This is a genomic window from Sulfitobacter albidus, from assembly GCF_018200035.1.
GTDB lineage: Bacteria > Pseudomonadota > Alphaproteobacteria > Rhodobacterales > Rhodobacteraceae > Sulfitobacter > Sulfitobacter albidus.
Genome location: NZ_CP073582.1, coordinates 21,859 through 36,501, shown reverse-complemented (window position 1 = coordinate 36,501; position 14,643 = coordinate 21,859). Strand labels below are relative to the sequence as shown.

Here is a 14,643-nt window from a genome sequence, read left to right as displayed (position 1 = left end):
CCTGTCTTGCGGGCGGTCATAGCTTGCGCCCCTCGATCACCCACATCGTATCCGGGTAAGACCACGGCAGGGTGATCCCATTGTGCATCAGATAGCTGCCGCTTACCGTCATGGCATCCTCTTTCAGCAGAGGCTGGCCGCGCGACAAGTGATTGAGCGATGCGCGATTGATCAGTTCAACGCGGTAGGTTGCCTGCGGATCCAGCCGCGTAAGGCGCAGCGGGCGCGGTGCGATCTGCGCGGACGTGTCCGCCTTGCCGACAAAGAGCACAAAGCGGCTGTCGTCCTCGGCCAGCTGCTGCTCGGCGATCACCGCCGGGTCGGGGCTGTCGAGGCGCAGGATATCCGCACGCAGCATCCAGTCGCGGTTGGCCTTCCACCAGGTCGTGACCTCGCCGAGCACGCGCGCCTCTTCCTCGGTCAATTCGCGCGGATCCATCTCGAATCCCATGTGTCGCTGTGCAGCCACCCAGGCGCGGAAACGGATATCGAACACGCGACCCGATGTATGGCAGATGCGCGGGCCGACGTGGCTACCGGTCACGGCCATAGGCAGGAAAATCGCCGCATTGTGCTGCATGCGTAACCGCTCCAGCGCATCATTGCTGTCGCTGAGCCACACACGGTGGGTGCGTTGCAAAATACCGAAATCAATCCGTCCGCCCCCCGACGCGCAGCTTTCGATCTCGACCGCCGGGAAGGCCGCGCGCAGCTGGTCGATCAGCGTATAGCTGCCCATGGTCTGCGCCGCGTCGGGGCGCGGCATCACGCGATTGTGGTCCCATTTGATATAGTCGATGGCGTGCGCCTGAAGGATGTCGGCGATACGCTCGAAAAGATAGGCGCGCACGTCGCCGTTGGCCATATCCAGCACCTTTTGCTGCCGACCGAGGATCTGATCCTCGCCCCCCAGCGCCCAATCGGGATGGGCGCGGTAGACTTCCGAATCCGGGTTCACCATCTCGGGCTCGAACCAGATGCCAAAGGCCATGCCCAACCCGTGCACATGCTCGATCAGCGGCGTCAGCCCCTGCGGGTATTTGCGCGGATCCACCACCCAGTCGGCAAGCGAGGTCGTGTCGCTGTCGCGCCTTCCGAACCAGCCATCGTCGAGCACGAACCGCTCTGCGCCCAGATCGGCGGCGCGGCGGGCAATCTCCTTCAGCGTGTCGAGGTTGTGATCAAAATAGACCGCTTCCCAACTGTTGTAGTGCACCGGACGCGGGCGCGCGGCGTCGGGCCAGCCAATGATCCGATCCCGCAGGTGACGCTGAAACGAAACCGCGCAGCCGTTGATCCCGTCGCTCGAAAAGACGGAGTAGAGATATGCAGTCTGAAACCGCGTGCGGGCCACAGGCTCCATCCGGCTGGCATGACCGAACTGGATCTGGCGACGCCCGTCGGGCAGCTCTTCGGCGATCATGCGGTGACCGCCGGACCAGCCATAGTGAAATCCGTAGACATGTCCTTGGGTATTCGTGGCACCGCGGTTGGGCACCAGCAAACCGGGGAAATGTTCATGACCCGTGCGGCCCGTACGGTTCTCGCGGTAGCGGATGCCGGGCGACCAGGCGGTGCGGTTCATCTGGAATTCACCGCACCAGCGCCCCGAAAAATCAATCATCTCGTCACTCAGCTGCGGGCCCGGCATCACGGGCGCGGCGAGCCAGTGCAGGTGCATGGCGGTATCCGCCTCAAGCACCGCGTGGGAGGTGATGATATGGGTCTGGGGATCAAGCGTGAAATGCGCCTGATAGCGCAGCGCGTTCTCGACATCGGCGTAATGCAGAACCAGATGACCCCGCGCCTCCACCGCCTGGGTGAACCGGAACGATGGCAAAAGCGGTGTGCCGTTTTCATGGCGGATCACCATACCGGGCTGTCCGGGGAAGGTGCGCGTCGCTTCGGGCGAAATCGACAGCTCTGGATTGGCGTCGAGCATACCACCGGTCACATCAATGTCACCGGCGCGCACGAGCGTGTGCAAATCTTCGTCTTCGGGCAATGCAGGGCCCCAATAGACAACTTCGGCCAGCCGCCCGCCACGGGCGCCCAGCACGAGGGTCTGGCGCGTATCGTCCAGCCGCCAGGTTTGGATCATTTCACGGCGCCCAGTGTCAGTCCTGCGATAAAGTGGCGCTGCATGGCAAAGAACATCAACACCGGCGGCAGCGCCGCCACGATGGAGCCTGCCGAGACCAGATGCCACTGCGCTACCCACTGCCCATTGAGCGAATAAAGCCCGGCCGTGATCGGTTGCGTATCGGCCCCCTGCGTCAGCACGGTGGCCCAGAAATAATCGTTCCAGATGAAGGTAAAGATCAGCACCGACAGCGCGGCGATCGCGGGCTTCATCAACGGCAGCACGACATACCAGAAGATCTGGATCTCGGAGACCCCTTCGACACGCGCCGCCTCGATCAGCTCTTGCGGCAGGGCACGGATGAAATTGCGCATGAACAGCGTGCAGAAGCCGGTCTGGAACGCGATGTGAAAGAGCGCCAGACCGTGGATGGTATTATACATCCCCAGATCCAACGTGAGATCACGCACCGGCACCATCAGGATCTGAAACGGAATGAAATTGCCGGCCACGAACATGAAGAACAGCAGCAGATTGCCCCTGAACCGGTACACCCCCAGCGCAAAGCCGGTCATGCACGACAACGCTACGGCACCGATCACCGTGGGGATCGTCACCTTGAAGCTGTTGAGAATGTATTGCCCGATGGGCGTATTGGTGAAGATCGCCGTGTAGTTCTCAATGAAGTTGAACGACGTAGGCCAGCCCCAGTAATTGCCCGCCGTGATGTCCCCGCCCGACCGCACGGAGGTGACGGCCACAGCGATGAGCGGCAGCAGCCACAGAATCAGCACCAGCGGCAGCGCGATCTTGTAGGCCAGTTGCGCGCCCGAGGAGGTTTTTTCTATCGGTTTGGGAAACATGGCTCAGCCCCCGCGCTCATCGCGGTACATCTTCCACAGGAAGAACGCGATATAGATCATCATGATCGCGAACAGCACCACCGCGATGGCCGCGCCGTATCCCATGCGGAAACCATATTCGCTGAACGCCTGTTCATACATGTAAAAGGCCAGCACGCTCGACGTGCCGTAAGGTCCGCCATCGGTCATGATCGAGATCAGGTCGAACGAGCGCAGTGCGCCGATGACCGTGACGACCACCGCGATGAATGTCGCAGGCTTGAGCTGCGGCAGCACCACGTACCACAGCATCTTGAAGCCTTTGGCGTTGTCCAGCCGCGCGGCCTCGATCTGTTCGGGGTCCACCGCGTTGAGGCCGGTCAGATAGAGGATCATGCAGTACGCCGTCTGCGGCCACAGCCCGGCGGCGATGATGCCATAGGTGACATAGCGCTCATCGGCCAAAATCGCGATGGGATCGGCACCGAACCAGCCCGTTACGATGTTGAACAGGCCAAAGGACGGATCATAGAACCACGAGAACACCAGACCGACCACAACCTGGGAAATCACGAAGGGAAAAAAGAACAGCGATTTGTAGATGCGGATGCCGCGCACGGTCTGGTTCAGAAACAGCGCCACGAACAGCCCGGCAGGCAGCGCAAGCATATAGAGCACCAGCCAGATCACGTTGTTCTTCAGCGAGGTATAGAAATCCTCGTCGTCCATCAGCTCGACGTAGTTCGCGATGCCGATGTACTCGGCCTCCCCCAGCCCGTCCCAGGCGTAGAATGAAATACTGATCGACTGGAAAATCGGCGCGATGACATACAGCACAAACATCGCAATGCCGGGCGCGAGAAAGAGCCAGGGCGCAAGGCGCTGCTGGTTACGCTTCCAGTAGGATTTCGGGTTTGGGGGATGCGTATCTGGCAAGGCAGCTGTGGTCATCGAAGCCTCCGGCGCGGAACGAAAGAAGAAGGGCACCCCGCACGGTGGCGGGATGCCCTCACGGATCAGTTAGTTGATGCGCGCACGCACTTTCTCCAGACGCTCGAGAATCTTGTCGAGGCGGTCCGGCTTCACCATGAATTCCTGGAAGCCTTCCATCCCGGCCTTTGCCATCTCGGCAGGCGCGTCGCGGTCAAAGAACTGCGCGATACCACCATCGGTATTGCTCAGCATCTCGTAACCCGCCTGCAGGAACTTGTCGTCGCCCACGGTGCTGTCCTTGTGAATCGGCAGCTGACCCAGTGTTTCATTGATCTGGGTCTGCACGTCGGCACGGGCGAGGTAGGCCAGGAATTTCTTGGCGTTCTCTTTGTTCTTGCCATTGGCCGTCAGGTGGATCGTGTCTGTGGGCGCTTCTTCGGCCACCGGCACATCGGGGTTGATGATCGGAAACTGCATGAAGCCAAGCTGATCGTCCGTCAGGCCCGCTTCGCGAAGCGGTGCCACGGCAAAGTTGCCCATCACGTACATCGCCGCATCCCCCTGCACCATCGGTGCCAGTGCTTCCTGCCAGGAATAGGCCGCGTGGTTCTCGATAAAGAAATCCGCGTCCAGCAATTGCTTCCAATTGGCCATCGTCGCCTTGACGCGGTCATCGGTCCAGGCGACCTCACCCTTGGTCAGCGCCATGTGGAAATCATAGCCATTGGTGCGCAGGTTGAGGTAGTCAAACACGCCGCCCGCAGTCCAAAGGTATTTGGTCCCGATGGTGATGGGGGTAATGCCCGCCGCTTTCAGCGTCTCGCCAGCGGCGATGAAATCATCCCATGTCTTGGGCACGTCGATGCCCTGCTCCTCAAAGATGTCTTTGCGGTAGTAAATGCCCCACTGGTAGTAGGTGTACGGCACGCCCCAGACCTTGCCATCAATGGTCATCGACCCTTTGGCGGAGGCAAGCGATTCATTCAGGCCGTTTTCTTCCCAAACGTCGTCGATCGGCTCGAACAGGCCTGCATTGACGTATGGCAGCATCCGGTTGCCCGCGTACCAGTTCGCCAGATCCGGCGCGTCCGCCGTCAGGAAGTTGCGGATCGAGGTCTTGTAGCCTTCGTGGTCAAACAGGTTCCACGTCACCTCGATGTCGGGATATTCCGCTTCGAACCCTGCGATCACATCTTCAAACGCCTTTTTCGGCGCCGGATCGGAAGTGTCGGTATTGATGATAAGCTCGCCCGCTGCCCAAGCAGAGCCGGCGAGAATGGTTGTTGCAGCAATCGTCGCCACAAGTGTCTTGGTGCGTTTGAACATGAAGTCCTCCCCTAGTTTTTGGTCAGAGACGAGCGGCTGGACCGCTGGCTTGCCTCACACCTCGCAACACCCTCCCGAATGTTCCAAATAGTGAGACCGCATCTCAACTATTGAAAATGATGCGATGTGTGCGTAGCCTTGTCAACGGCAACATTGTTGCGTCGGGGAGGATCAATGAATAGCCAGGTCAAAAGCGATGGGACCGTGGGAAAGGCGATGGACGTGCTTGATGCCGTCGCAGCCTTCGGTCGCCCCGTGCGTTTTTCCGAGCTGCTCGCCTCCAGCACGCACCCTCGCGCAACACTCTATCGCTTTTTGCAGACACTCACCAATCAGGGTCTTCTGCGCTACGACGGGCAAACGCAGACCTATCATCTGGGTCTGCGATTGGTACGGCTTGCCCACGCCGCCTGGGCGCAAAGCTCTCTCGCGCCATTGGCCGCACCCGCGCTTGACACGCTGGCATCGGAAACCGGGGAAACCGTGCATCTGGCGCAAATCGACAGCGGGCAGGTGATTTTCATCGACAAGCGCCGCGCGCACAGCCAGTTTGATACACTTGCCCAGCCCGGACGCGTTGCGCCGGCATTCTGTACCGGTGTTGGCAAGGCAATCCTCGCGCATCTGCCGCCAGAAGCCCGTGACCGCGCCCTACGGCAGCAGGCCTATCTGCCTTACACCCCCCACACGTTGACCTCCCCTGAAACGCTCGCGGCGGAGCTGAAGACGATCGCGATCGAAGGGATAGCCTTTGACCGTGAAGAGCATGAAGTGGGGATCATCTCGATCGCGGCGCCCATAAGATGCAATCGGGGGCATGTGATCGGCGCCGCCTCAATCGCCACCTCGACCAATCGTAAATCTCTGGATGCGCTGACCGCCTTCCGCCCTGCCCTTTTGCGCACCACCGCGCAAATTGGCGCGGCGGCGGCGGATTGGCAGTTTCCGGCACAACCTTAGAAAGTAGATCCCATGTCTGGCGTCACCCTCAAGAAAGCCATCAAACGCTATGGCGATACACAAGTCATCCATGGCATTGATCTGACAATCGAAGAGGGCGAATTCTGCGTCTTTGTCGGCCCCTCGGGGTGCGGGAAATCGACCTTGTTGCGGATGGTTGCGGGGCTTGAGGAAACCTCCGACGGGGTCATCGAGATCGGCGCGCGCGACGTCACCCATGTGGAGCCTGCCGACCGTGGCGTGGCGATGGTATTCCAGACCTACGCGCTCTATCCACATATGACGGTCGAGGAAAACATGGGCTTTGGCCTCAAGATGAACGGCGTACCCAAGGCCGAGATTACCGAAAAAGTGGCCCGCGCCTCAGAGATCCTGCAACTGGGCGATTATCTCAAACGCAAGCCAAAGGCACTCTCGGGCGGGCAGCGGCAGAGGGTGGCCATCGGCCGCGCGATTGTACGCGGACCCGAGGTATTCCTGTTCGACGAGCCGCTGTCAAACCTCGACGCAGAGCTGCGCGTTGATATGCGGGTCGAAATCGCGCGCCTGCACAACGAAATCGGCGCGACGATGATCTATGTGACCCACGATCAGGTCGAAGCCATGACGCTGGCCGACAAAATCGTTGTTCTGCGCGCGGGACGAATCGAACAGGTCGGCTCGCCGGTGGCCCTGTACGATGACCCCGACAATAAATTTGTGGCCGGCTTTATCGGGTCGCCCGCGATGAACTTCCTGCGTGGCGTGGTCGAGGGCGGCAAGGTCACCGTTCCAGCGCTGGACGGGCGCGCGGTCGACGCGCCGGTCAGCCTGCCCTCGGACGGAACCGAAGTCTTTGTCGGTCTTCGCCCCCAGCACCTCAGCGTGCGGGAAGACAGCAACAGCAGCGTAAGGCTCGACATCCGCGAACATCTGGGCGGCGTGTCCTACGACTACCTCAAGACACCGACCGGCGAGCGGATCATCGTGGAGAACAGGGGCGGCACGGGAGCGGCGGAAGCGACCGGACTGTCCCTTGAGTTTGCCACCACCGATGTAATGCTGTTCAACGCAGCGACTGAGCAGCGCCTACGCTAGTCGCCTTTCCGGCATCGCAGGTATCGTCACATCTCTATTCAGGACCGCCGCTGGTGGCGGGGCCGCGCGCACTGTTCACGTCCTGCAGCGGCGCAGGCGCGATCCCGGCCGAGCCTGAGTCCTCGCCGGGTGTAACGGCACACCCGCAAGGCTGCGCGAGAATTCGGAATTTTACCTCGACAGAGAATGAATGCCACTTTTTGAGCCCCCCGGTCTCGTCGCGGCACAGGATACTATGTGAGGTTGGAATTGCGTGCATAAATCTGACTAATTTCATCAGAAAGGCTTGCGTCAGCGCCATTTCTTTGCAATTGACTATTTTAGTAAGGATTAACCGGAAGGAAAAAGCCCATGTCGATCAAAACACCCATTCTGGCGCTCGCGCTGACTGCGACAGGGGCCGCAGCCTTTGCCGATAGCCACGCAGGAGAGCTTAATCTCTACTCGTCACGCCATTATGACACCGACGAGCGGCTGTATTCTGATTTCACCGAGGCGACCGGGATCAAAATCAACCGCATCGAAGGCAAGGCCGATGAACTGATCGCCCGGATGCAGGCCGAAGGGGCCAACTCCCCCGCCGACGTGTTCCTGACGGTCGACACGGTACGCATCTCCCGCGCCAAGGAAATGGGCCTGCTGCAACCGGTCGAAAGCGATGTGTTGGAAGCAAAGATACCCGCCTACCTGCAGGACGAGGGGAACGAATGGTTCTCCTTCTCCCAGCGCGCGCGCATCCTGTTTTATGACAAAAACGATGTCGAAAATCCGCCCGCGACCTATCAGGATCTCGCAAAGCCCGAGTACGCGGGCATGATCTGTATCCGCTCCTCCTCCAACGTCTACACGCAGAACATCACGGCCGCCCTCACCGCGCATCTGGGCGAAGCGGCGATGGCAGACTGGGCCAAAGCCGTGGTGGGCAATTTTGCCCGCGATCCTCAGGGCGGTGATACCGACCAATTGCGCGGGATCGTGTCGGGCGAGTGCGACATAGCCATGTCAAACACCTATTATTTTGCCCGCGCCATCCGGACAGACGTGTCCGGTCTGTCAGACAGCCTTGACCAGATCGGATGGGTGTTCCCCAATCAGGATGATTTCGGCGCGCATATGAACATCTCTGGCGGCGGGGTGGCCAAGAATGCGCCGAACCGCGACAACGCGGTGAAGTTCCTTGAGTATCTGGCCTCCGAACAGGCGCAGAAATACTTCTCGGCGGGCAATGACGAATACCCCGCAGTGCCGGGCATCGGCCTTGCCCCCTCCGTCGCAGAGCTTGGCCTGTTCCGGCCCGATGCGATCGCGCTTTCGGACATCGCCGACAACATTGGCGCAGCGCAGCGGATCCTGAACGAGGCCGGCTGGAAGTAGTCTTCAGATCCGGTTCAAAAAATCAGGCGCGCCCCCGGGCGCGCCTTTTCCTGTAGAAGACCACTCAAAGAGTATCCGACCATGGCCAAGACCCCGAGCCCCTGCATCGATGTGTGCACGTTCAAACGCGGCGGCCATTGCATCGGCTGCTCGATGACCAAAGCGCAGAAGTCCCTGTTCAAGAGCCTGAAAAAGGAGACGCATCGTCAGGGCTTTGTCCAGATGCTTGTCGCCCAACAGGCGCAACTGGGAAGCTACAGTCATTGGGCACCCCAATACCTGCGCAAATGCGCACGAAAAAAGGTAACGCCCATCGCGGCGATCACCGGCCCGGCTTAACCCCGCAAGAGCCGACCGGGCCCTTACGCAAGGTGCGCGCGCAGGAACCAGGCGAATTTCTCGTGCTCAGTGCCGCGGGCGATGCACAAATCCTCCGTCAGCGTGTCTCCATGCTCGGACGCCAGCGCGCCCGCCTCCGCCAGTGTCGCGGCAAGCGTTTGCTGTGCGTCCATCAGCATCTTTATCATCTGCTGGTCGGTCGCCTCGCCTGCGTGTTCACTCACCTTTGACCGCTGGACCATCCCCGCGAGCGTGCCCTGGGCATGGGCGTCAAGCGCGCGGATCCGTTCGGCCAGATCGTCCTGCCCGATGAAATGATCTTCGTAGATCTTCTGAAAAAGATCATGCAGGGGGCCAAAGGCCATACCGGTCACGTTCCAATGAAAATTCTGCGCGAGCATTGTTGTCACCGCTGTTTCGGCCACAGCCTGATTGAGGGCGTCCGCAATGGTCGCGCGGGCCTCGCTACTCAGGGAAGCTGCTGTTTGTGTCATGGGAAACTCCTGTGTGGGTCAAACCGTTGATACGAAGATAAACACCGGGATCGCGCAGGCAAGGACATTTTTAGAATTATTCTAAACTTATGCAAATGTTTCTGTGCGCGCCCGCGATAACCGCTTGATCGACAATTCTCGGGCCCGGTGCGCGCGCCCGGAAGTCCTGTTTGCCACTGGACGCCACAGGCAATCCCGCTAGGGTCGGCCCTTCGCCGTTCGAGGAAACAATGACGCCGCTGACCCTTTCCAACCTCACTGATCTGACCCGTTGCGCCGCCGATACGATCATCGATGTGCGCGCGCCGTCGGAATTTGCAGAAGACCATCTGCCCGGCGCAATCAATCTGCCCGTGCTCAGCGACTCCGAGCGGGCCGAGGTCGGCACGATCTACACCCAGCAAAGCCCGTTTCTGGCCCGCAAGATCGGTGCCGCCCTTGTCGCCGCAAACGCCGCGCGACATTTGCAGGGGCCGCTGGCCGAGAAACCGGGCGACTGGCAGCCCTTGGTGTATTGCTGGCGGGGCGGGCAGCGCTCCAATGCCTTTGCCACAATTCTCGATCAGGTGGGCTGGCGGGTCCAGCTGTTGCAGGGCGGCTACCGCAGCTATCGGCGGCAGGTGGTTGCAACGCTCTATGATCGAACGCTGTCCCACCGCTTGCGCATCGTCAGCGGCGGCACCGGCACTGCCAAGACCGCGATCTTGCAGGCACTGCGGGCACGCGGTGCGCAGGTGATCGACCTCGAAGGATTGGCAGCCCATCGCGGGTCGCTCTTCGGGGGCCACGGGGACCAACCCAGCCAGAAGATGTTTGAGAGCCGCCTTGCCGGAGAGCTCGACACGCTTGATCCACAGCGCACCCTCTGGATCGAAGCAGAGAGCAGTCGCGTGGGCGCGCGAATCCTGCCCCCGGCGCTTTGGGCCGCGATGGGCGCCGCCCCCCGCGTGGAGATCACCGCCCCATTGGACGCACGCGCCGCGCATCTGGTTGCCACCTACGCCGATTTGCGTGCAGATCCCGCGATGCTGGCGGACCGTATCGACCACCTGCGCCCTTTTCACGCGGCCAAGCAGATTGCGCATTGGCATGACTTGGCCCGCAGTGCGGAATGGCGCGCCCTCGCCGCAGAGCTGATCGCCAGGCATTACGATCCACGCTACGCCAAGGCAAAGACGCACCGACAGGGCGACGCCGCGCTGCACCTCGGTTCGCTGGACACCGACGCCCTGAACCGCGCCGCAGAAGATCTGATTGACCGGTTCAGCTGACGCGGATTGGGCCACGCCCGTCGGACAACGCCCCGATGATCCAGCCCTCTTTCCCCGCCGCCCGCAAGCCGTCGAGGGCCACGCGCGCGTCCTTTTCGGGCAGGGCCGCCAGCAGTCCACCGGCCGTCTGCGGATCGAACAACAGCGGGCACGCCTGCCCCGCTATCGCAACATCCGCCGTATTCGCCCGCAACAGGGATGACCGTTCACCGGCGTCGCTGAGGGCGCGCGCACCGGCGTAGACCGGCACCTGCGCACTATCGATCTCGGCACGCAGGCCCGAGGCGGCACAGATCTGCTGCACGTGCCCCAACAGGCCAAAGCCGGTTACATCGGTCATCGCATTCGCCCCGGAGAGCAGCCGCGCGGCCACATCCTGCGGTTCCGTCATCCTGCGCAACAGATCCGCCACCACCTGACCCGGCGCCCGGCCCGCCATGTCAGCGGCAAGGATCACCCCCGACCCGACCGGCCGCGTCAGCAGCAGCACATCCCCGGCCCGCGCGCCATCCAGCGTGATCGGAGCGTTTTCCCGTGTGCCCGTGACCGTAAAGCCGATGGTCAGCTCCGCCCCCATGGTCGTATGCCCACCAATCAGCTCGGCCCCCGCTTCGGCAAACACCGCGCGTGCAGTCTGCGTGATCTCCCGCAAGGTCCGGGCCTGCAACGCCTCCGACATCCGCGGCAGGATCAGGCTCGATAGCGCGGATTGCGGGGCCGCGCCCATCGCCCAAATGTCGCCTAGCGCGTGCAACGCAGCAATCCGCGTCATTGTGACCGGATCCTCCACAAAACCGCGCAGATGATCGACGCTGATGACCTGAAATCCACCACCGGGTTGCGCCACAATCGCCGCGTCATCGCCCCGCCCGACCGCGCCACGCAACAGCGCGCCGCCGACCTTGGCGCCACAGCCGCCACACAATGGATCAGCCAGATCGTCGGCGCCCCTTGCCACACGCGTTGGCGCCTTTGGCACTGTCATCGCGGGCAGATCCCCGAGACGGTCCATGAACGCGCGGTCGATCCTGTCTTTCCACCGCCATAGCGTCGGCGCCGCGACAGCCACGCCAAACTTCTCCGCCAGTGCAGATTTCTCCCCCAGAGAGATCAGCTTGAGATAGCTGCGCTGCGGGTGAAAGCGACGCAGCGCGCCCCCCGCCAGTGCAGCCACCAGGTTGTGGCGCAGCACCGGGGCGGCACGTACCGCAAAAACGCCAGCCTTGGGGCGCGGAGCAAACGACAGATGCGCACAATCCCCCACGGCAAAGAGATGCGGATCACCCGTCACACGCAGATAGGGATCCACGGTGACGAAACCTTCGTGAAGGGGTAGATCTGTTTGCGCCAACCAACCGTGCGGCGTGGCGCCGGCGGCACCAACGCAGAAGGCAGCCGCGATTTCTGTTCCGTCTTCCAGTACCACGGCCTGCGCCGCGATCCGCGCGATCCGCGCCTCCCCAATGAACCGCACGCCAAGGCCGTCCATCGCCGCGCCGAGCCGCCGCCGCGCGGCAGCACCGACACCGGAGATCTGCGAACCCGCTTCAATCACGCTGACTTGCGGTGCCTGCCCATCCTCGCGCAACGCGTGGGCCATGGCCATGGCAAGCTCGCACCCCGCGACGCCCCCACCGATCACCGCGACCCGCGCAGGCCGCGCCCCCGCAGCCACATCCGCGCGGAACTGCCGCCAGACCCGCGCGTACCGGTCCAGAGGCTTTGCGCCAACCGCGTGCTCGGCAAAGCCGGGCAGGCTCATCTGCGCCGTAATGCCGATGTCGATGGAGGCGACATCGTAGGCCACGGGCTCCTGCCCTTCGACGAAAATCTCGCGCGCGCTGCGGTCAATCCCGCTGGCGTGCGACAGGATCAGGCGCGCGCCGGAAAAACGGCACAGGCGCACCAGATCAATCTCCAGATCATCCCTGCCGTAGTGGCCTGCCACATGCCCCGGCAACATACCCGTGTAGGGCGCCGTCGGACCGGGATTGATAACAGTCAGGCGCGCGCCCGGCAGCGGCTTCATGCCCCATGCCCGCAGGACAAGCGCATGTGCATGGCCGCCTCCGATCAAGACAAGGTCACGGGTCAGAGGGGGCTTGGTCAACATCGCGGAAAACTTTCGACACTCATGGCGGAGTTGTGCGAAAGGATGCCGCGGGGTTCAAGCCATATGCCGCGAATGTGAGCGCAGGCCGCGGCGCCAGTCTCCGATCTGCGCGCACAGCAGGACAACCGGGATCAGACCGATGGCGGCGATCATCAGGCTCGGCACCGCCGCCCCTTCAAGCCGCTCATCCGAGGCGAGGCGGAAAGCCTGCACTGCCAATGTGTCGTAATTGAACGGACGCAGGATAAGCGTGGCAGGCAACTCCTTGACCGTGTCGACAAAGACGATGACAAGCGCCGTAAGGATGCTTGAACGTAGCACTGGCATATGCACGCTGCGCACGGTGCCCCAGCTTGTGCGGCCCAGCACGCGGGCGGCGGCATCCATGTTCGGCGTGACGGTCGCCAGACCACTGTCGTAGGCGCCGATGGCGGCGGCAAGAAAGCGGATCATATAGGCCATCACCAGCAACCAGATCGAGCCTGAAATGAGCAGCCCCGTCGAGATGTCAAACCACGCCTCCATCCGCGCGTCGAGCCAGTTGTCAAATGTGGCAAAGGGCACCAGCAGCCCTACCGCAATAACCCCGCCCGGCACCGCATAACCCAACCGCCCGATAAAGAGCGCGACCACGGCCCTGCGGTGGTGAAACACCCGATTGAACGTCCCCAGCAGCACAGCCGCGCCCACCGTCAGGATCGCGGCGAGACCGGCGAGGGTCAGCGTGCTGCGGATGAAACCTGCGTAGCGGGCGCTGAAAATATCCTGCTCTGACCGCAGCCCCATCAGCGTCAGCGTCACGACAGGGACGACCACCCCCAGCAGGATCGGCCCCGCGCAGGCCAGCTGCGCCAAAAACGCCCGGCCCGGTGCAAGTTCAAAACGGGAAAAGGGCTCCTGCCGCCCCTTTGCCGCAAATGTGGCGGCTCCGCGATTAAGATGCTCCAAAGCAGCCACGAGTAGGGCGAAAGCCAACAGCCCCAGCGCAAGCTGCGCCGCCGCCGCCCGGTCGGCAAGGCCGAACCAGCTGGTGTAGATGCCGGTCGCAAAAGTCTGAACGCTGAAATGCGCAACGGTACCGAAATCGGCAATCGTCTCCATCATCACCAGCAAGGCACCGGCGGCGATTGCCGGGCGGGCCATGGGAAGCGAAACACGCCAGAACGCAGCCGCCGGCGATGACCCCAGCGAACGTGCGGCGAAAAACGGCGTCGCCGCCTGCATTCTGAACGCCGCCCGCGTCAGCAGATAGACGTAGGGGTAAAGTACAAGCGTCAGCATCAGGGCTGCCCCCCCCAACGAGCGGATCTCGGGGAACCAGTAGTCACGCGGTCCCCACCCCATGACCGCACGCAGCGTCGTTTGCACGATACCGGGATGATCCAGAACGTCCGTGTAGGCATAGGCCAGCACATAAGCCGGGAACGCCAACGGCAGCACCAGCGCGACCTCAAACACCCGGCGCCCGGGAAATTCGCAGGTTACGACAAGCCAGGCCGTCACCGTACCGATCACGATCGTGCCGGACGCCACCAGAACGACGAGCACAAGCGTTGTCCATGTGTAGCGCCACAGAACCGTCTGCGCGAGCTGAAGGAGTGTATCGAAGGATCCCAGCAGGGCCGCCGCCACAACACCCAGAAGCGGCAGCAGGCATATTGCCGCCACCGTCAGGGCAAGTGTCGAGATCGCTTTCTGATCCATTGTCCGCCGCTCGCTGGTCATAGCACCTTCCGGCGTTATCTAGCGCGGATCGGGGCGGCTGGCCACGCCCGATTGTTTTTGTCGGGAATCGAGCCTTGGGCAGGCCCCAACCTGCGGTGGAAACACC

Annotated in this window: 12 protein-coding genes; 5 read left to right on the top strand and 7 right to left on the bottom strand. The window is 62.1% G+C overall.

Features of this window, described 5'->3' with window-relative positions; translation table 11 throughout:
* Nucleotides 1–16: 16 nt before the first annotated feature.
* From KDD17_RS17030 to KDD17_RS17015, 4 genes are all read right to left on the bottom strand, one after another.
* Entirely contained in the window at nucleotides 17–2,101 is a 2,085-nt protein-coding gene (locus KDD17_RS17030) for an alpha-galactosidase (RefSeq protein ID WP_212706393.1), read from the bottom strand.
* Entirely contained in the window at nucleotides 2,098–2,946 is an 849-nt protein-coding gene (locus KDD17_RS17025; protein WP_212706392.1) for a carbohydrate ABC transporter permease, read from the bottom strand. Before KDD17_RS17025 ends, KDD17_RS17030 begins: the two co-directional genes overlap by 4 nt.
* 3 nt (nucleotides 2,947–2,949) lie before the next feature.
* Complete coding sequence (locus KDD17_RS17020) at nucleotides 2,950–3,876, bottom strand: carbohydrate ABC transporter permease (RefSeq protein ID WP_212706391.1); 927 nt, start codon at nucleotides 3,874–3,876, stop codon at nucleotides 2,950–2,952.
* A 69-nt stretch (nucleotides 3,877–3,945) separates the two neighbouring features.
* Nucleotides 3,946–5,184 (bottom strand): ABC transporter substrate-binding protein, encoded by a 1,239-nt coding sequence (locus KDD17_RS17015; RefSeq protein WP_212706390.1) that lies wholly within the window; start codon nucleotides 5,182–5,184, stop codon nucleotides 3,946–3,948.
* Nucleotides 5,185–5,358: 174 nt separating this feature from the next.
* On the opposite strand from KDD17_RS17015, the gene KDD17_RS17010 reads away from it, so the two are divergent.
* The 4 genes from KDD17_RS17010 to KDD17_RS16995 all read left to right on the top strand — a co-directional run bounded on the left by KDD17_RS17010 (nucleotide 5,359) and on the right by KDD17_RS16995 (nucleotide 8,934).
* Nucleotides 5,359–6,144: an IclR family transcriptional regulator gene (locus tag KDD17_RS17010; RefSeq protein ID WP_212706389.1), complete on the top strand. Its 786-nt coding sequence runs from the start codon at nucleotides 5,359–5,361 to the stop codon at nucleotides 6,142–6,144.
* Nucleotides 6,145–6,156: 12 nt separating this feature from the next.
* A complete protein-coding gene (locus tag KDD17_RS17005; protein WP_212706388.1) occupies nucleotides 6,157–7,221 on the top strand; it encodes an ABC transporter ATP-binding protein in 1,065 nt (354 codons plus the stop codon).
* Nucleotides 7,222–7,572: 351 nt separating this feature from the next.
* A complete protein-coding gene (locus tag KDD17_RS17000) occupies nucleotides 7,573–8,595 on the top strand; it encodes an extracellular solute-binding protein (RefSeq protein WP_212706387.1) in 1,023 nt (340 codons plus the stop codon).
* 81 nt (nucleotides 8,596–8,676) lie between these two features.
* Nucleotides 8,677–8,934: a DUF1289 domain-containing protein gene (locus KDD17_RS16995; protein ID WP_212706386.1), complete on the top strand. Its 258-nt coding sequence runs from the start codon at nucleotides 8,677–8,679 to the stop codon at nucleotides 8,932–8,934.
* 23 nt (nucleotides 8,935–8,957) lie between these two features.
* Here the strand turns inward: KDD17_RS16995 and KDD17_RS16990 are convergent, their stop codons facing one another.
* Nucleotides 8,958–9,428, bottom strand: a complete 471-nt coding sequence (locus KDD17_RS16990) for a Dps family protein (protein ID WP_212706385.1) — start codon at nucleotides 9,426–9,428, stop codon at nucleotides 8,958–8,960.
* Nucleotides 9,429–9,658: 230 nt separating this feature from the next.
* Between KDD17_RS16990 and mnmH the strand changes: the two genes are divergently transcribed.
* On the top strand, nucleotides 9,659–10,699 hold the full coding sequence (gene mnmH, locus KDD17_RS16985; RefSeq protein WP_212706384.1) for a tRNA 2-selenouridine(34) synthase MnmH: 1,041 nt from the start codon (nucleotides 9,659–9,661) through the stop codon (nucleotides 10,697–10,699).
* Here the strand turns inward: mnmH and selD are convergent.
* Together selD and KDD17_RS16975 are read right to left on the bottom strand one after the other, a co-directional pair.
* Nucleotides 10,692–12,812 carry a selenide, water dikinase SelD gene (gene selD, locus KDD17_RS16980; RefSeq protein ID WP_212706383.1) on the bottom strand — a complete coding sequence of 707 codons (2,121 nt, stop codon included), beginning with the start codon at nucleotides 12,810–12,812 and terminating at the stop codon, nucleotides 10,692–10,694. The two genes, mnmH and selD, sit on opposite strands and share 8 nt — an antisense overlap.
* A 54-nt stretch (nucleotides 12,813–12,866) precedes the next feature.
* Nucleotides 12,867–14,516: an ABC transporter permease gene (locus KDD17_RS16975; RefSeq protein ID WP_212706382.1), complete on the bottom strand. Its 1,650-nt coding sequence runs from the start codon at nucleotides 14,514–14,516 to the stop codon at nucleotides 12,867–12,869.
* Nucleotides 14,517–14,643 lie beyond the last annotated feature (127 nt).